Origin of the sequence: Pseudoalteromonas sp. SR41-8, assembly GCF_014163915.1 — a bacterium.
GTDB lineage: Bacteria > Pseudomonadota > Gammaproteobacteria > Enterobacterales > Alteromonadaceae > Pseudoalteromonas > Pseudoalteromonas rhizosphaerae.
The window spans coordinates 237,953-256,509 of sequence record NZ_JACJEE010000002.1 but is presented as its reverse complement, the minus strand read 5'-3'; the positions used below and the strand labels follow the sequence as shown (position 1 = coordinate 256,509).

Genomic DNA, 18,557 nt, shown 5'->3' with positions numbered 1-18,557 from the left:
TGCTTTATCCAATTTTTTATACTAAAAGAGCTGACTATTTTTATAAATAGACAGCTATCCCAAATTGCGCACCTAGTATAGATCCCAAGGCTTAACATGAAAACCCCAGTACGACCAAAGGCGCAAAAAAAAAGCTGTGAATATGACTCACAGCTTATATTTTATACTACTGAATTAAACATCCAGTAATAAACGAGTTGGATCTTCAAGTAACTCTTTAATTGTTACTAAGAAGCCAACAGATTCTTTACCATCTATTTGGCGATGATCATAAGATAATGCCAAATACATCATAGGAAGAATTTCAACTTTACCATTCACAGCCATTGGACGATCTTGGATTTTATGCATACCCAAAATTGAAGACTGCGGTAAGTTGATAATAGGTGTTGATAGTAACGAACCGAACACACCACCGTTAGTGATAGTGAAGTTACCACCAGTCATGTCGTCAAGTGTTAACTTACCATCACGACCTTTAAGTGCTAATTCACGAATACCTTTTTCGATTTCAGCAACAGATAGCTTATCGCAATCTTTTAGTACTGGAGTCACTAGGCCACGTGGCGTAGAAACTGCAATGCTGATATCAAAATAGTTGTGGTATACGATATCATCGCCATCAATTGATGCATTTACGTCAGGGAAACGTTTTAGTGCTTCAGTAACTGCTTTTACGTAAAAAGACATGAAACCTAAACGGATACCGTGACGTTTCTCGAACACTTCTTGATACTGCTTACGAAGATCCATGATTGGTTTCATGTTAACTTCGTTAAATGTCGTTAACATTGCAGTAGAGTTTTTCGCTTCAAGAAGACGATTAGCAATGGTTTTACGTAAACGTGTCATAGGAACGCGTTTTTGTGTACGGTCACCCATTGGTGCCGCTGGCGCTGCTTCAGCTTTCGCCGCAGGAGCTGGTGACTTCAAGAATTGATCAACATCTTCTTTTGTCACACGACCATTTTTACCAGAGCCTTTAATTTTAGAAGCATCTAGGCCTTTTTCTGCGATTAAACGACGCACTGACGGTGTTAACACGTCTGAACTATCGCTAGAATCAGCAGCTGGAGCTTGTTCTTTTGCTGCAGGGGCTGCAGCTGGTGCGCCACCGGCTTTAACTTTACCGATAACTTGGTCACCCAGTACTGTATCGCCTTCTGCGTGAATAATTTCACCCATTACGCCATCTTCTTGAGCAACAACTTCAAGAACAACTTTATCAGTTTCGATATCAACTAGGTTTTGATCGCGTGTTACTGCGTCACCTGGTTGCACATGCCAAGTAGCTACTGTCGCGTCTGCGACTGATTCTGGAAGTACAGGTACTTTAATGTCCACTTCTTTACCTTCTGATGCTGGTGCTGATTGCGCCGCTGGCGCGTTTTCTTGTTTGTCTGAAGCTGGTGCAGCTTCGCTCTTTGCGTCTTCAGTTGGCGTAGCTGCATCAGCCTCACCAATGATACCGATCACTTGGTCGCCAAGTACGGTTGCACCTTCTTCTTGTGAAATTTCAGTGATCACACCGTCATGTGGTGCAACAACTTCTAAAACAACTTTGTCTGTTTCGATATCTACTAAGTTCTGATCACGGCTTACTTTGTCGCCAACACTTACATGCCATGTAGCAACGGAAGCATCAGCAACCGACTCAGGAAGAACAGGAACTTTAATTTCTGTGCTCATTGCTTATCCTTTATTTTCAATAGTAAGCGCGTCTGCGACAAGCGCTTGTTGTTCTTTAGTATGCACTGACATATAACCACACGCTGGAGAAGCAGAGGCTTTACGACCTGCATATTTAAGCTTCGCACCTTGTGGGATTGCATCTACAAAGTGGTGTTGTGAACAATACCAAGCACCTTGGTTTTGCGGCTCTTCTTGACACCAAACAAAGTCTTTCACATGTTGATAACGCGCCATAATGGCTTCCATTTCATCATGTGGGAATGGGTATAACTGTTCAACACGCACAATAGCAACATTCTCTTGCTCAAGCTTACGACGCTCTTGTAATAGCTCGTAGTAAACCTTACCACTACAAAATACTACGCGTTCTACTTTCTTAGCATCAATATCATCGATTTCATCGATCATATTATGGAATACACCTTCTGCAAGCTCTTCAAGCGACGACGTTGCAAGTGGATGACGTAACAATGATTTAGGTGTCATAACAATCAGTGGGCGACGCAGTGGTCTTACTGATTGACGACGTAACATTGCATATACTTGTGCCGGTGTTGAAGGCACACATACTTGCATGTTGTGATCAGCACATAGCTGTAAGAAACGCTCTAAACGTGCTGAACTGTGTTCAGGACCTTGCCCTTCATAACCATGTGGCAATAAAATGGTCAGTCCACATAAGCGGCCCCATTTTTGCTCACCTGAACTTAAGAATTGGTCAAATACAACTTGTGCGCCGTTAGCAAAATCACCAAACTGTGCTTCCCACAGTACTAGTGATGTTGGCTCTGCTGTCGCATAACCATATTCAAACGCCACAACCGCTTCTTCTGAAAGCACTGAGTCAAATACTTGGAAAGTACCTTGATCTTCACTTAAGTGCTGTAAAGGCGTGTAAGTGGCCCCATCAGTTTGACTATGTACAACTGCATGGCGGTGGAAGAAAGTACCACGACCTGAATCTTGGCCTGTTAAACGAATATCAGTACCTTCAGTTGCGATCGTTGCATAAGCAAGTGTTTCTGCCATACCCCAATCAAGTGGTTTCTCACCGTTAGCCATTAATTTGCGATCATCGTAAATCTTTTTAACGCGAGACTGAGCTTTATATTGCTCAGGGTAACTTGCTATTTTGTTACCTAGTTCTTTTAATTTTTCAACTGGAACGCTGGCATCGTAATCCACACTCCATTCATGGCCAACATACTTAGCCCAATCAGATGAGTGTGATGTTTCTGGTTGAATTTCTTCAACAACACAATTGCCTTCGTCTAAACCATTACGGTAGTCATCAGCCAGTGCTTTAATTTCATCTTCAGTAAACGAGCCTTCAGCCATTAACTGATCTGCGTAGATCAAACGTGGCACTGGGTGTTTTTTGATTTTTTGGTACATGATCGGTTGAGTCGCATTCGGCTCATCCGCTTCATTATGGCCGTGACGACGATAACAAACTAAATCAATAACCACATCACGTTTAAATTGATTTCTGAAATCAAGTGCGATTTGCGTAACAAATGCAACCGCTTCAGGGTCATCTGAATTAACGTGGAAAATAGGCGATTGCACCATTTTTGCGATGTCTGTACAGTAATCTGTTGAACGTACATCGTATTGTTTGCTTGTAGTAAAACCAACTTGGTTGTTCACTACAATGCGAATACTACCACCACAACTAAACGCATTTGTTTGCGATAAGTTAAAGGTTTCTTGAACAACACCTTGGCCTGCCACTGCCGAGTCACCATGAATGGTGATAGGTAGTGCTTTAATACCTGAACTGTCACCCAAACGGTCTAAACGTGCACGAACCGAGCCCATAACTACTGGGTTTACGATTTCAAGATGCGATGGGTTAAAGGCAAGAGCCATATGAACTTTGCCACCTTTAGTAGCAAAATCCGAAGAGTAACCCATGTGGTATTTAACATCACCTGAGCTTAATGTTTCTTTATGCTTGCCAGCAAACTCATCAAATAGTTCTGATGGGTTTTTACCAAGTACATTGACAAGAACATTTAAGCGACCACGGTGAGCCATACCAATAACCGCTTCTTGTTGGCCACTTTCGCCAGCACGGTGAATAAGCTCTTTAAGCATTGGTACTAATGCATCACCACCTTCAAGTGAGAAACGTTTAGCACCGGGGAACTTAGCCCCTAAATATTTTTCAAGACCATCCGCTGCGGTTAATCCTTTAAGGATACGCAACTTTTCATCTTTACTGAATGTTGGACGTGATTGCACTGACTCTAAACGTTGCTGTAACCAACGCTTTTCTTCAGTTGATGTGATGTGCATATACTCAGCGCCAACAGAACCACAGTATGTGGTCATTAGAGCTTGATATAACTCACCTAAAGGCATGGTATCGCGGCCTACGGCAAACGATCCCACGTTAAATTCACGGTCAAAATCAGCTTTAGATAATTCATGATATTCAAGCTCTAAGTCTCGAACACGTTCACGTTGCCAAATGCCCAATGGATCTAGGTTGGCATTTTGATGACCACGGAAACGGAAAGCATTTATAAGCTGGAGAACTTTGACTTGTTTAGGGTCACTGCTTCCACCTTCTGCTACCACTACTTCTCTATGCTTGTTTTTCGCAAGCGCCGCAAACTGTGCACGAACTTCTGAATGCTTAACTTCAACATCCACACCATCAACTTTTGGTAATTGTTCGAACACTTCTCGCCATTCTTCTGGCACAGAAGTCGCATTGTCTAAATACGCTTCATAAAGCTCTTCTATATAAGCAACGTTGCCGCCGTTTAAATGTGAAGATTCTAGCCATGCCTTCATCACACCTTCGTGCATTTATAAGCCCTTTTCTTTAGCGCAGAAATTAATTGTAATAACAAGATGGCCAATTCACATTAGCCATCTTACATTTATCAAGATTATTAAACCGAACGGCTTATTAACATTGATTTGATTTGTCCGATTGCCTTAGTTGGATTAAGACCCTTAGGACAAACGCTAACACAGTTCATGATACTGTGACAACGGAACACGCTGAATGCATCGTCTAAATCAGCTAAACGCTCTTCAGTTGCCGTATCGCGGCTATCAGCCAAGAAACGGTAAGCATGAAGAAGACCAGCTGGACCTATGAACTTGTCTGGATTCCACCAAAACGAAGGACACGATGTTGAACAACATGCACATAGAATACACTCATACAAGCCATCTAACTTATCACGTTCTTCGATTGATTGAAGACGTTCACCCGCCGCTGGCGTGTCATTAATTAAGTATGGTTTAACTTTTTCGTATTGAGTGTAGAACTGACTCATGTCAATAACAAGGTCACGTACCACAGGTAAACCTGGTAATGGACGTATTACAATTTTACCTTTGCCATTTTTTTGTAGCGTAGATAAAGGAGTAATACATGCTAAACCATTTTTACCATTCATGTTAACACCGTCAGAACCACATACACCTTCACGGCATGAGCGACGGAATGATAACGTTGGATCTTGCTCTTTTAATAATAAAAGTGCATCCAAAACCATCATGTCGTGGCCTTCTTCCGTTTGCAAAGTATATTCTTGCATACGTGGGGCGTTATCAACATCTGGATTATAACGATAAACAGAAAATTGTACTTGTGCCATCGTCTCGCTCCTAGTAGGTACGTGCTTTAGGTGGAAATGCTTCGCGCAGTTTAGGCGCATAGTTAACATCACGTTTGCTCATTTCATCCGTTACCGGATTGAAAACAGAGTGACATAGCCAGTTTTCGTCATCACGATCTGGGAAGTCAAAGCGAGAGTGTGCACCACGGCTTTCTGTACGGAAGTTTGCAGCGACTGCAGTTGAGTACGCTGTTTCCATCATGTTATCTAGCTCTAGACATTCGATACGTGCAGTGTTGAAGTCTAATGATTTATCATCAAGACGCGCATGCTGCAGACGTTCACGAATTTCTTTAAGTTCTTTAAGACCTGCTGCCATTGACTCACCTTCACGGAATACCGAGAAGTTAAGTTGCATACATTGCTGTAGATCTTTCTTGATTTGGACTGGATCTTCGCCTTGACCAATTGTTGAGTTTTCCCAACGATTAAAGCGAGCAAGTGACGCTTCTAAATCTGACTCAGAGGCATCTTTAGATACTTCAACATCATTTAGGTATGTACCTAAGAAGTTACCAGCTGCACGACCAAATACCACTAAATCAAGCAATGAGTTACCACCTAAGCGGTTTGCACCGTGTACAGATACACAGGCAATCTCACCAACTGCAAATAAGCCTTCAACTACTTTCTCATTGCCTTGGGCATCGATTTGTAGTACTTGCCCATTTACATTGGTTGGTACGCCACCCATCATATAATGGCAAGTAGGAATTACTGGAATTGGCTCTTTAGCAGGGTCAACGTGAGCAAATGTTTTAGCAAGATCACATACACCAGGAAGACGTAGATTAAGCGTTTCTTCACCTAAGTGATCAAGCTTAAGCTTAATGTGTGGACCCCAAGGACCATCACAACCACGACCTTCACGGATTTCTGTCATCATTGAACGAGCAACAACATCGCGTGACGCTAAATCTTTTGCATTCGGTGCATAACGTTCCATGAAACGCTCGCCATCTTTATTTAAAAGATAACCACCTTCACCACGACAACCTTCTGTTACTAGCGTACCCGCACCAGCAATACCGGTTGGGTGAAATTGCCACATTTCCATGTCTTGCATAGAAATGCCGGCACGAGTTGCCATACCAACACCGTCACCAGTATTGATGTGTGCATTAGTCGTTGATGCGAAGATACGACCTGCGCCACCCGTTGCTAGTACAACAGCTTTAGATTTAAAGTAAACAACTTCGCCGGTTTCGATATCGATTGCAGTACAACCAACAACATTACCATCATCGTTTTTAACTAAATCTAATGCATACCATTCAGAAAATACATTGGTTTTGTTTTTAACGTTTTGCTGGTAAAGAAGGTGTAATAACGCATGACCAGTACGGTCAGCTGCAGCCGCAGTCCGTGCAGCTTGCTCACCACCAAAATTCTTCGATTGACCACCGAAAGGACGTTGGTAAACACGGCCATTTTCAAAACGAGAAAATGGTAGACCCATGTTTTCTAATTCAGTAATTGCTTCTGGGCCTGTTTTACACATATATTCGATAGCGTCTTGGTCACCGATGAAATCGGAACCTTTAACAGTATCGTACATGTGCCATTCCCAGTTATCTTCATGTGAGTTACCCAAAGCAACCGTAATACCACCTTGTGCAGACACAGTGTGAGAACGGGTTGGGAATACTTTAGAGATAAGCGCACAGGTTTTACCTGATTCAGTGATTGCAAGTGCTGCGCGCATACCCGCACCACCTGCGCCAATCACAACGGCATCAAATTCACGAACAGAATATTTCACTTAAACACCCCATAAAACGATTAGACCAATAGCTACGTATGCAACGGCCATAAGGTTTAATACAAACCCTAAAACAGCGCGTAATGTTGCATTTTTCACGTAATCAGTCAGTACTTGCCAAAGGCCAATACGGGTATGAACCATAATGCAAACGAGGGTAATTAACGTAAACCCTTTCATTGCGAGGTTTGAAAACAGGCCTTGCCATGCTTCAAAAGTAACTTCTGGTGTACATAAGAAGTAGCCGATAATAAAAATCGCATACGCGGTAATTACTAGTGCCGTGGTACGTAATGAGACATAATCTTGTACACCATCACGCTTTAGAGTTGCTTGATTTAAAACCATATCCACACCCCTGCTAGAACAGAAGCCACAACGCCAAGTGCCATAGCAATTTTAGCGCTGAGGTTACCTGATTCAAGTTCTTCCCAATGTCCCATATCCATAATGATATGACGAATACCGCCGATAAGGTGGTATGCCAATACGGAAATGGTGCCCCAAGCTATAAATTTGGCAATGAATCCGCTAAACAGACCCTTGACGAATTCAAAACCTTCAGCAGAAGAAAGAGACTCAGACCAAGCCCAAATGACAAACGTTAAAGCAAAAAATAACGCAACACCGGTGACGCGGTGAAAAATTGATGCTTTAGCCGTTGCCGGCATTGATATAGTTGTTAGATCTAGATTTACAGGTCTTTGCTTTTTCACAGTTACTTGCCCATCTTGCCCACTAGGAGCTCATCTACTTGTTTTTCTTAACCCACCAGAAAACGATTTTTCTGATGGAACTATCTAAGTAAAGCTTTTTGTTACGACTAAAATTCACATTTTTGCAAAGATTAGCTGTAAAAATAACGTTTACCTACAGACAATACGGTATAAAACCTTCGATAGTATATATAGCCAAAGGTCTTTTTACAATTCTTGTTTAGTTAGAGCTATTTGCGAATTAGCCAATGGTATAATATTTAATCCCGTCAGAATATTTATTATACATTTGTGCATAATGTTTATAAAAATTGACTTTAACCCCCTCTTTCACGTTAAAATGAAAAGGATGTGCTTAAACAGATTCAGAACATAACAATCAGAGTTGTTATCTTAATAGGAGATAAATAGATGGCGGATAAGAAAGCCACAGTCCATATTGATGGTCTAGATCCAATCGAACTTCCAATTTACCAAGGTACTGCTGGTCAGGATGTAATCGATGTACGTACGTTAGGTGCTCACGGTCATTTCACATATGATCCAGGTTTCATGTCGACTGGTTCTTGCGAATCTTCAATTACATATATCGACGGTGGCAAAGGGATATTACTTCACCGTGGTTACCCAATTGAACAACTAGCCGAAGACTCAGATTATGTTGAGTTGTGTTATTTACTGTTAAACGGTGAATTACCAACTAAAGAGCAATATACTGATTTTGCATCACAAATCACACATAGCACGATGCTTGATGAGAAAATTGCAAACTTCTTCCAAGGCTTCCGTTTTGATGCCCATCCAATGGCTATGCTATGTGGTGTAGTTGGTGCATTATCATCTTTTTATCATGAAGATCTTGATATTACTGATGCAACACAACGTAAAACAAGTGCTGTAAAATTAATTGCTAAGCTTCCAACTATCGCAGCGATGGCTTATAAATACAACGTAGGTCAACCATTCGTTTACCCACGCAATGATTTAAGCTATGCAGAAAACTTCTTACATATGATGTTCTCTGTACCAGCTGAAGAATATAAAGTTAATCCAGTGACTGCTAAAGCAATGGATAAAATCTTTATGCTTCACGCTGATCACGAGCAAAATGCATCAACGTCTACAGTACGCTTAGCTGGTTCTTCTGGTGCTAACCCATATGCATGTATTGCCGCAGGTATCGCATCACTTTGGGGCCCTGCACATGGCGGTGCTAACGAAGCATGTTTAAACATGTTAGAAGAAATTGGCTCTGTTGATCGCATCGACGAATACGTTGCTAAAGCAAAAGATAAGTCGGACCCATTCCGTCTTATGGGCTTTGGACACCGTGTTTACAAAAACTTCGATCCGCGTGCAACTGTAATGCGTCAAACGTGTCACGAAGTACTTGCTGAGCTTAATATTCAAGATCCGTTGCTGGATATTGCAATGAAACTTGAGCAAATTGCATTAGAAGACCCATACTTTGTTGAGAAGAAACTTTACCCTAACGTAGACTTCTACTCAGGTATTATCTTAAAAGCAATTGGTATCCCAACAAGCATGTTCACTGTGATCTTCGCAATGGCACGTACTGTTGGTTGGATCACACACTGGGACGAGATGTTATCGCAACCTGGTCATAAGATCAGCCGTCCACGTCAGCTATATACTGGTCACACACACCGTGATTACGTAGCGACAGACAAGCGTTAATTTTAGTTAATGCTAAAAAGGGCCGCATTTGCGGCCTTTTTTGTATCTAGTCCTTGAGAAATATCACAAAGCCATTACAATTCCGATTCAGTTTTTAATTCGGCTTTGGTGTGCTTGGTGTTGAAAAGTTATGTTTAATATAGAAAAAATTCGCGCAGACTTTCCTGCCCTAAAACAACTCATCAACGGGCAACCGCTGGTCTATCTTGATTCGGCTGCAACCACCCAAAAACCACTGTCAGTTATCAGCGCGACTGAGCAATTTTACGCACGCAATAATGCTAATGTTCATCGTGGCCGCCATACCTTAAGCGAACAAGCAACCCATGCCTATGAACAAGCAAGACAGACCGTTGCCAATTATTTTAATATCGACGCAAATGAATTAGTTTGGACCAAAGGAGCTACTGAGGCAATAAACTTAGTGGCGAATGGCTTAACTGAGCAGCTTGATAATGATTCAACCATCATCATTTCAGCCTTAGAGCATCATGCTAATATTGTGCCATGGCAACAGTTAGCAAAGCGCACGGGAGCAAAGCTACTGGCACTTCCGTTACAAAAAAATGGCTGCTTTGATGTTCAAGCATGTGTTGAATTCATCAGTCAGCATAAGCCATCTGTACTTGCTATCACTCACGCGTCTAATGCGCTTGGTAATATCACAGATCTTGACCCAATATTACATGCCGCAAAACGCCATGACGCAATTACCTTAGTGGATGGCGCGCAGGCTGCGCTACATTTACAGCCAAATTTACCTCAACTCGGTTGTGATTTTTATGTTTTTTCGGCTCATAAAATGCTCGGCCCAACCGGATTAGGTGGATTATATGGTCGCTATGATCGGTTAAATAGTTTAGCTGTGTATCAAACTGGTGGCGAAATGATTGAAACTGTTACATTAGCAAAAACAATATTTCGTCAGGCACCAGCAAAGTTTGAAGCAGGTACACCAAACATTGCTGCAGTGATCGCTTTTGCAGCTGCAATCGATTATCTAACCAGTTTAAATAAGACTAATGTATATACTCATGAACAAGTAATTTTTAATTATGCGGCAGAAAAACTGCAATCCATCGCAGGAATTACCGTTTATAGCAACCTTGAGAACAATATTGGCACCCTTTGTTTCAATTATAAAGACGAGCACCCTTTCGATATAGCAACACTTTTAGATGGTTATGGTATAGCAGTGCGCAGCGGTCATCATTGTGCGCAGCCATTAACGCAACATTTAGGTATTAATGGCAGTGTTAGAGCCAGCTTTGCATTTTATAATAACCATAGCGATGTTGATTTATTTATCGCAGCTTTGCAAAATTGCTTAGAGTTATTAGACTAATTATGGATAAGACATGATTAAAACGTTTAAAGAAATTGCTTTATCGCTTGAGAGCTCGCCATCATGGCAACAAAAATACCGTGAAATAATGCTACTAGGTAAACAATTACCAGCTATGCCGGCTGTTTTAAAAACCAGTGATGCCCTTGTGCCTGGCTGTGAGAGTAAAGTTTGGCTGTATTTGGATTTTGATCTTGAAGAAAATTGCTTGGTTATTATTGGTGACTCAGATACCCGTATAGTAAAAGGGTTATTAGCGATTATTCTGTCGCTTTATAATGGTTTAACCCCTGAACAAGCTATTAACACTGACGCATTTGCACAGTTTAATCATTTAGGGCTTATCCAGCACCTTAGTCCTTCCAGAGGCAACGGTATTAAAGCCATGGTTGAGCGTATTCAAACCATGGCAGAACAGAAAAACTAACTTTTCACGGTACGTGCGCAGCGATCTAAATATTTACGTATTGATTTTGCTGCGACAAAAAAACCAAAACTTCCGGTTACCATAGTCGCTGAACCAAAACCGTTGTTACAATCCATATTCATGGAGCCATCAGCCCCCTGTTTAGCATGACAAACGCTGCCATCAGTACTTGGATATACCAATTGCTCAGTTGAATAAACACAATCGATGTTGAATTTTCGCTTTGGATTGCTACTAAAGTTGTACTGTTTGCGCAAAATATATCGCACTTTTGCCAGTAATGGATCATGGGTGGTCTTTGCCACATCACCAAAAGTAATTTGACTCGGATCAGTTTGACCGCCAGCACCACCGGTGGTGATCACCGGTATTTTGTTACGTTTACAATGCGCTATTAATGCCGCTTTTTCTTTTACTGCATCAATGCAATCTATGACATAGTCAAAGCCACTTATATGCTCACGAATATTATCTAAAGTAATAAAATCATCGACAACACTGACCTCACACAGTGGATTGATCAATTCACAGCGGGCCTTCATTGCGACAACCTTTGCTTCACCCACAGTGCCTGTTAATGCATGTATTTGCCGATTCACGTTGGTTGCACAAATATCATCAAGATCAATTAAGGTTATTTTACCAACTCCAGTACGTGCTAGAGCCTCTGCCGCCCACGAGCCCACGCCACCAATACCAATAACACAAAAGTGGGCTTGTTGTAGCCATTCAAATTCAGTGTTGCCATATAATCTTTTGATACCACCAAAACGGATATCGGTTACTTTTTCACTCATTTACCAATCCAGTTGCCATGGTGTTTGCCAAGGCTGAAAATTTTCATGTTCAATTAATGTTGTAAACTCATCATCGTAATGCGGTAACAAACTAAATTGCTGTAGTTTACCTTGCCACACAAAGCTTAGTGCAAAAGCATGTAAATAGGTGCGCTCAGCAGCAGTACCACCGTATATTACATCACCTAAAATCGGCGCAGAAAGGCTTTTTAGCGCGACCCGTAATTGGTGCGTTTTACCCGAGTAAGGCTTTAAGATAAATGCCCGTCTATTGGCTTTAAAATTAATAGAATAAAAGCGAGTTATAGCTGGGTTTTCTTTACTTGTTAATAGCTTATAGGTACTACGGCGTGATTTAGCCATATCCCCTTTGATCCAACCTTGCTTTTTCTTCGGTTTGCAATCACTTATCGCCAAATAAAACTTATTAACTTGATGAGCGGTAAATAAAACGGTCAACTTTGCAGCCGCTTCACTACTGCGTGCTAAAATTATTAGCCCTGACGTCACTTTATCAAGGCGATGCACAGCATATAACTTTTCTGCGAGTTGGTGCTCAGCGAGTACTACAAACCCAGGCCCTTCTTCACTATGGAAATTAAGCCCGGCAGGTTTTTCTATAATATAAAAATCAAGGTGCTTTGCTATAACCTTGAGTAATATGAACGTGTTCACCACTTAATGACTTTGCAGTATAGCAATTACACGCGCTAAATCATCAGGCGTATCAACCCCTGCTTGCGGTGTTATTTTTGCCTGTTCTATTTTTATTTTATAGCCATGATATAAAACACGTAATTGCTCAAGAGATTCAAGTTGCTCTAATGGGGATGGCGTCAGTGAGATGTATTGTTTAATAAAACCAGCGCGGTATGCATAAATACCCACATGACGTTGAAAATCTTGTGTGTCTAATCCGTTATTCTCACCAGTGTACATATGACTACGATCATAGGGAATGCTGGCACGAGAAAAGTACAGTGCATTTTTATTTACATCGCTGACGACTTTAACTGCATTGGGATTAAAGATCTCATCGACATTCTCAATGGCGGCACTCAAGGTCGCCATTGGCGCACTTGAATTAGCAAGTAAAGCTGCAACTTGCGAGACATTTTCAGCGGCTAATAAAGGCTCATCACCTTGCACATTCACTACAATAATATCGTTATTAAGTGATAATAAATCAACAACTTCAGCTAGCCGTTCAGTGCCTGACTGATGATCATCTCGAGTCATTAAGACATTATTAGTAAAGCCTTTGACAACATCAAAAACCTGTTGATGATCGGTGGCTATTACGACCTTACTAGCCCCTGACGCCATCGCCTTTTCATAAACATGTTGAATCATAGGTTTGCCACAAATATCAGCAAGGGGTTTACCTGGTAGACGACTCGATGCAAAGCGCGCTGGAATAACGACTACGAATTCCACTTTTCAATCTCTTCTAAGCTCAATTCACGCGCTTCATTTTCTAGTAATACAGGAATATCATCTCGAATAGGGTAAGCAAGTTTTGCAGCTGTGCTGATCAATTCACTGTTTTCTTTGTCTAAACGTAATTTGCCTTTACACACTGGGCAAGCAATTATTTCAAGTAATTTTGTATCAAAGGCCATCTAGGATCCCTTTTTCTCTCAGTAATAAGTTAAGTTTAGATACCACCCCAGGGGATGGCTCTGCGTCAACAGGTAAAAAATACCACGTTGGTTTTGCAAATGAATGACATTTTACCGCATCTTTCTCCGTCATAAACACTATTTCATCATTAAATTTTATGAAATCTTGTGCTGTATAACCATAATGATCTCGAAAATGATGACAACTTAGCAATGTAATGCCTTGTTGACGTAAGCTATTTTCAAAACGTTGTGGATTACCAATGGCGCTCACTGCGTGACCGGTCAAAAGCGGGACTTGAGTGGCTATATTAGTGGCAACATTTACTAAATCAGCACTTTTTAGCTGATAATTAAACGTGGCATTCCCCCCATTTTCAATAACTAAGTCAACTGATTTTAAACGTTTTTGTGTTTCTCTCAGTGGCCCCGCAGGCATTAATAAGCCATTGCCAAAACGCCGTTCACTATCAACAATACAGCACTCTATTGTTCTGGCCATTTTATAATGTTGCATACCATCATCTGAAATAATCACATCAAGCTGATATTGCGCAATTAATTGTTTTATATTCGCTTGTCGATCTGGGCCTACAACTACAGGGCAGTCAAGCCTGCGCTGAATAAGTACGGGCTCATCACCTGCCTGAGTCGTGTCGGTATGCTCAGTCACAGTAAGTGGATAGCTATCACTATTACCGCCATAGCCTCGACTAATAATGCCAACCCTTAAGCCACGCTGCTGTAAGTAATTCGCAAGCCAGATCACAAAGGGGGTTTTCCCATTACCACCAACGCTAATATTACCTACCACGATAACTGGCACAGGGCTTTGGTATGTCTTCATTAAACCTAGCTTATACGCTAATTTACGCAGATCACTCATAAACCAAAATAATACACTCAGTGGTAAAAGTAATATGGTAATAAAGCTTATTTCTCGATACCAACTTTGTTCTATTTTACTCACCCGTGATCACCAAATTGCATCTTGCAAAGCGCTGCATACGTGCCATCATTAGCCAGTAAGCTGATGTGATCACCACTTTCTATCACTTGACCATTATCAATAACATAGATGTGGTCGCTTTGTTCTATTGTTGATAATCGGTGAGCAATCACAATAGAGGTTTTATTTTTCATTAATGCTTCTAAAGCTTGCTGGATCAGTTTTTCAGACTCTGTATCTAATGCAGAAGTTGCTTCATCTAAAATCAAAATTGGTGCATCTTTTAAGATTGCTCTTGCAATCGCTATACGCTGGCGTTGCCCGCCAGATAACATAACGCCATTTTCACCGACCATGGTATTTAGACCGTCGGGTAAATCTTTCACAAACTCCCACACATGTGCTTGTTTTGCCACATTCAAGACCTCGTCATCACTAAGTGGACGTGCAATACCATAACTGATGTTATTGGCAATGGTGTCATTAAACAACACTACTTGCTGTGATACTAGAGCAAATTGGCGACGTAAATCTGTTAACTTATAATCCGCCAGTGGCACGCCATCGAGTAAAATCTCGCTTGGCGGTTGTAAGTCATAATAACGTGGTAATAAGTTTGAAATAGTTGATTTACCAGAACCTGAACGCCCAACTAACGCAATACTCTCGCCCGCTTTTATAGTGAGCGATAAGTTTTTTAATACAGCTTCTGCTTTCGTTGGGTAATTAAAGGTGACATTTTTAACTTCAATCATACCTTTTACTTTATCTACACTAATTGTACCAACGTCTTTTTCGGCCTCTTGGTCAAGCACTAAAAAAATGCTTTGCGCTGCGGATATGCCACGCTGTAAATCGCTATTTACATTAGCTAATTGCTTTAAAGGGCGTAATAACATCATCATCGATGAAATAAGCACCACAAAATCCCCAGAGCTCACTGTATCAATCATTGATGGCATAGAAACCACCCAGAGAATAACTGCCATTGCACTTGCAGCCAAAATTTGAATCACAGACACACTAAGTGCTTTAGTGGCATCCATTTTGATACGCTGCTGACGATTATGATTATTAATTTTTGCAAATTGGGTTATTTCTTGCTGTTGACCGCCAAAGCCATGAATCACTTTATGGCCACTGAGCATTTGCTCTGAGCTACGGGTAACTTGCCCCATTGCCGATTGAATATTTTTAGAGATAAGACGAAAACGTTTTGATACAACGGAAACAATAACTGCCACCAGGGGGATTATGATCAAAAAGATTAATGACAGCTTCCAACTTGTATAAAACATAACAGCCAGTAAAAACACCACAAATGCGCCTTCTCTGACTACTATAAGCATTGCTTTGGTGATCGCTTGCTGCACTTGCTCGGTATCGAACGTTATTTTTGAAATTAAATCCCCAGTTGAATTTTGATCATGAAAGGCAACGGGTAAATGTAAAATATGCTCAAATAATTGCTGACGTAACGAGCGGACAACTTGTGAACCCACATAACTTAAACAATAAGACGAGATATAGTTAAAAATACCCCGGCCAAACACTAACGCGATGACAACAAATGGTGCGTATTTTAATACTTCAGCGTTGCGTTGATTTAAGCCCTGATCTATAAATGGCTTCATTAGTTGGATAAATAAAGCATCCATAGCTGAGTAGCCAATCATGCCAATCACAGCAAAAATGGCAACGCTTTTATAATCCCCCACATACGTCAATAAACGCTTATAAATTTGTGATGTAGTTTGGTCCATAGTACTCTCTTATTCATAATCTGTGGCTATTGTAGCCTCCAGTTGCACAAAACTAAACTCAATCTTTTAGAAACCAATAACTTTCATCTTCACGAGCTAGGTTTACTGTGTAGTGATGTTGATAAAACTCAATTTTAACCTGCCCTTTTTCAGCTGTTGTATATTGTAAAGCGTGCTGCTTAGCATAACGTGCTAAAACTTCTGTACGTGGAAATTGCCACTGCCCTTTATATGCCGTTGAATGAATAACAACCTCAGGAGCAACCGCATGAATAAATGCATCACTTGATGAGGTATTACTACCATGGTGAGGACTCAATAATACCGTACTTTTAAGCACACCTTGCTGCTGGATTAGTTGTGCTTCTCTTTTTGTTGAAATATCACCAGGAAGCAAAACACTGAACCTGCCATCACTGATATGCACTACACAAGAGTTATCATTGTCAGTTATTAAATGCTGTGCCGGCTCGCTCACGGTAATGATTAAGTCATAAAAACTATATTCGCCCGCTCTGCAAACTTGCTCTGGGCCAGTTGGTTGTAGCAATTTAAAAGTATGCTGGTAACCATGCTCTAACCAATGGGTAAGCCCTCCGGCATGGTCTTTATCCATGTGGCTAATAAGCGAAACTTCAACATCAATACCGTTTCTTTTTAAATAGGGTATTAAGGTGCTATTGACCCGCGTAAATGTATTAAAATAAATTGGGCCAAGATCATAAATAAAACCTTTGTCTTGATTACTGACTAACACCATGGTGCCATGACCCACATCGAATACATTAAGCTGCCAGCGCGGTTTGGTCAGTAAATAGTGATCGAGTACAACCAGTAGTAATGGTATGCATGCCAACAAACGCCAGGGCAAAAAACACACAATTATTGCTGCAATATAGCTACTAACAAGCAATTGCTGGCTAAAATTTGTGGTATCAAACCAACGAAAATTCTGTGGGATCAACAATAAGAGCTGATAAATATGCTGTAATAATGAATCAAACACACTAATCAACCCGCTAATATCAATAAATACACTGATTGCGGAAAATAATACTAAGCAAGGCATGATAATAAAACCAAGTAATGGGATAGCCACTAAATTAACAACTAAGCCAATTACGCTGACCCCATTGAAATAATAAAGCGATAGCGGTAATAAACCAATAAACAAAGCAAACTGTAGGGTAATGAGTGTTTTTATGATGGCTAAAAAGCCGGAGCTGGTTATGGTTATGACACTAAAAACCCAAAAGATAATTGCTACCGCAGTGAATGAAAAATAAAGTCCTGGATTAAGTAAACTAAATGGGTCGATGAGCAATACACATACTAATGCAAACAAGATAAATCGCCAGCGCAGTGCCTGTTTAGCAAAGTAATAAATAACTAAATAACATCCTAACATGATCAAAGCGCGAGTTGCCGATACGATAAAACCACTTAAGTACACATAACTAAAAGCAAGCACAAATCCACCTAAACTATAAATAAGCGACAAATTGATCTGCTGTACTGTTGGTTTAACCACAAAAATAAAAAAACTTATTAAGTAGCGGGTTATAAAAAAACCGATACTAAACATCAAGCCAATATGTAATCCAGAAATGGCTAATAAATGGCTAATACCAAATTGTTGTAATTCTTGCTTTTGTGAAAAACTCATAGCACTGCGGTCGCCAGTCAGTAGCGGATAATACAGCCAATTTAGCGAGTTATGTTGGTAGGTGTGTTTGATAAAATTACGGTATTTTTCAATTAGGTCAGCTTCATAGTTATTAGAGATTTCGATAATACTACCAACTTGCTTGCCTTTAAAAAATAGTCGCTCACTAAATGCGTAACGCTCTTTATCAAACACATCATAATTTTTTTGGCTGCGATATTTTTCTAATTCAAGCCACGTTTTAACATGATCACCCACCTTAAGTAACTGGTCGTTATTAAAAGTCAGCAATGCAAAAGGAGGCTTAATATTTGATAGAGGTTGATTATCTATCTTATTGAGCTGAACTTTTAAATAATAGTGATCACGCTGAGAAATAACCTCAACAATCGTAATATTACTTAGATATGGTTTATTTTCATCCAAAGCCAAGCTGGAAATTGCGTAGAAGCTGGTAAAATGTACCCATACACACA

At 40.6% G+C, this 18,557-nt stretch carries 16 protein-coding genes; 3 read left to right on the top strand and 13 right to left on the bottom strand.

What is annotated here, in order from left to right; translation table 11 throughout:
* Positions 1–174: 174 nt before the first annotated feature.
* The 6 genes from odhB to sdhC all read right to left on the bottom strand — a co-directional run bounded on the left by odhB (position 175) and on the right by sdhC (position 7,814).
* Positions 175–1,689, bottom strand: a complete 1,515-nt coding sequence (gene odhB / locus H5162_RS02725) for a 2-oxoglutarate dehydrogenase complex dihydrolipoyllysine-residue succinyltransferase (protein WP_145233866.1) — start codon at positions 1,687–1,689, stop codon at positions 175–177.
* Between the two features lie 3 nt (positions 1,690–1,692).
* A complete protein-coding gene (sucA, locus tag H5162_RS02720) occupies positions 1,693–4,512 on the bottom strand; it encodes a 2-oxoglutarate dehydrogenase E1 component (protein ID WP_145233864.1) in 2,820 nt (939 codons plus the stop codon).
* A gap of 86 nt (positions 4,513–4,598) precedes the next feature.
* Positions 4,599–5,315, bottom strand: a complete 717-nt coding sequence (locus tag H5162_RS02715) for a succinate dehydrogenase iron-sulfur subunit (protein WP_016709644.1) — start codon at positions 5,313–5,315, stop codon at positions 4,599–4,601.
* A 10-nt stretch (positions 5,316–5,325) separates the two neighbouring features.
* Positions 5,326–7,098 carry a succinate dehydrogenase flavoprotein subunit gene (gene sdhA, locus H5162_RS02710; RefSeq protein WP_182734755.1) on the bottom strand — a complete coding sequence of 591 codons (1,773 nt, stop codon included), beginning with the start codon at positions 7,096–7,098 and terminating at the stop codon, positions 5,326–5,328.
* Positions 7,099–7,446 carry a succinate dehydrogenase, hydrophobic membrane anchor protein gene (sdhD, locus tag H5162_RS02705; protein WP_145233859.1) on the bottom strand — a complete coding sequence of 116 codons (348 nt, stop codon included), beginning with the start codon at positions 7,444–7,446 and terminating at the stop codon, positions 7,099–7,101. It lies immediately after the preceding gene.
* Entirely contained in the window at positions 7,437–7,814 is a 378-nt protein-coding gene (gene sdhC / locus H5162_RS02700) for a succinate dehydrogenase, cytochrome b556 subunit (RefSeq protein WP_145233857.1), read from the bottom strand. The genes sdhD and sdhC overlap by 10 nt, the downstream gene beginning before the upstream one ends.
* 411 nt (positions 7,815–8,225) lie before the next feature.
* Between sdhC and H5162_RS02695 the strand changes: the two genes are divergently transcribed.
* The 3 genes from H5162_RS02695 to H5162_RS02685 all read left to right on the top strand — a co-directional run bounded on the left by H5162_RS02695 (position 8,226) and on the right by H5162_RS02685 (position 11,284).
* Positions 8,226–9,512: a citrate synthase gene (locus H5162_RS02695; protein WP_145233855.1), complete on the top strand. Its 1,287-nt coding sequence runs from the start codon at positions 8,226–8,228 to the stop codon at positions 9,510–9,512.
* A 130-nt stretch (positions 9,513–9,642) separates the two neighbouring features.
* Positions 9,643–10,857, top strand: a complete 1,215-nt coding sequence (locus H5162_RS02690; protein WP_182777571.1) for an aminotransferase class V-fold PLP-dependent enzyme — start codon at positions 9,643–9,645, stop codon at positions 10,855–10,857.
* Between the two features lie 13 nt (positions 10,858–10,870).
* Entirely contained in the window at positions 10,871–11,284 is a 414-nt protein-coding gene (locus tag H5162_RS02685; protein ID WP_149981072.1) for a SufE family protein, read from the top strand.
* Here the strand turns inward: H5162_RS02685 and tcdA are convergent.
* Genes tcdA through H5162_RS02650 form a run of 7 tightly spaced genes read right to left on the bottom strand, consistent with a single transcriptional unit; the run spans position 11,281 to position 18,507 of the window.
* Complete coding sequence (tcdA, locus tag H5162_RS02680) at positions 11,281–12,081, bottom strand: tRNA cyclic N6-threonylcarbamoyladenosine(37) synthase TcdA (protein WP_182777569.1); 801 nt, start codon at positions 12,079–12,081, stop codon at positions 11,281–11,283. The genes H5162_RS02685 and tcdA overlap by 4 nt on opposite strands.
* Entirely contained in the window at positions 12,082–12,756 is a 675-nt protein-coding gene (locus H5162_RS02675; RefSeq protein ID WP_310736412.1) for a TIGR01621 family pseudouridine synthase, read from the bottom strand.
* Between the two features lie 3 nt (positions 12,757–12,759).
* Positions 12,760–13,518, bottom strand: a complete 759-nt coding sequence (kdsB, locus tag H5162_RS02670; RefSeq protein WP_145233845.1) for a 3-deoxy-manno-octulosonate cytidylyltransferase — start codon at positions 13,516–13,518, stop codon at positions 12,760–12,762.
* Positions 13,506–13,703, bottom strand: coding sequence for a Trm112 family protein (locus H5162_RS02665; RefSeq protein ID WP_145233843.1), 198 nt, complete (start codon positions 13,701–13,703; stop codon positions 13,506–13,508). Before H5162_RS02665 ends, kdsB begins: the two co-directional genes overlap by 13 nt.
* Entirely contained in the window at positions 13,693–14,673 is a 981-nt protein-coding gene (lpxK, locus tag H5162_RS02660) for a tetraacyldisaccharide 4'-kinase (RefSeq protein WP_182777565.1), read from the bottom strand. The genes H5162_RS02665 and lpxK overlap by 11 nt, the downstream gene beginning before the upstream one ends.
* The gene (gene msbA / locus H5162_RS02655; protein WP_182777563.1) at positions 14,670–16,415 is read right to left on the bottom strand and encodes a lipid A export permease/ATP-binding protein MsbA; all 1,746 of its coding nucleotides are present in this window, start codon (positions 16,413–16,415) and stop codon (positions 14,670–14,672) included. Before msbA ends, lpxK begins: the two co-directional genes overlap by 4 nt.
* 58 nt (positions 16,416–16,473) lie before the next feature.
* Positions 16,474–18,507, bottom strand: coding sequence for a DNA internalization-related competence protein ComEC/Rec2 (locus tag H5162_RS02650; protein WP_310736411.1), 2,034 nt, complete (start codon positions 18,505–18,507; stop codon positions 16,474–16,476).
* Positions 18,508–18,557 lie beyond the last annotated feature (50 nt).

Coding starts and splice junctions, on each gene's coding strand:
- odhB (WP_145233866.1), bottom strand. CDS start 1,689: ATGAGCACAGAAATTAAAGTTCCTGTTCTTCCTGAGTCGGTTGCTGAT.
- sucA (WP_145233864.1), bottom strand. CDS start 4,512: ATGCACGAAGGTGTGATGAAGGCATGGCTAGAATCTTCACATTTAAAC.
- H5162_RS02715 (WP_016709644.1), bottom strand. CDS start 5,315: ATGGCACAAGTACAATTTTCTGTTTATCGTTATAATCCAGATGTTGAT.
- sdhD (WP_145233859.1), bottom strand. CDS start 7,446: ATGGTTTTAAATCAAGCAACTCTAAAGCGTGATGGTGTACAAGATTAT.
- H5162_RS02695 (WP_145233855.1), top strand. CDS start 8,226: ATGGCGGATAAGAAAGCCACAGTCCATATTGATGGTCTAGATCCAATC.
- H5162_RS02690 (WP_182777571.1), top strand. CDS start 9,643: ATGTTTAATATAGAAAAAATTCGCGCAGACTTTCCTGCCCTAAAACAA.
- H5162_RS02685 (WP_149981072.1), top strand. CDS start 10,871: ATGATTAAAACGTTTAAAGAAATTGCTTTATCGCTTGAGAGCTCGCCA.
- tcdA (WP_182777569.1), bottom strand. CDS start 12,081: ATGAGTGAAAAAGTAACCGATATCCGTTTTGGTGGTATCAAAAGATTA.
- H5162_RS02665 (WP_145233843.1), bottom strand. CDS start 13,703: ATGGCCTTTGATACAAAATTACTTGAAATAATTGCTTGCCCAGTGTGT.
- msbA (WP_182777563.1), bottom strand. CDS start 16,415: ATGGACCAAACTACATCACAAATTTATAAGCGTTTATTGACGTATGTG.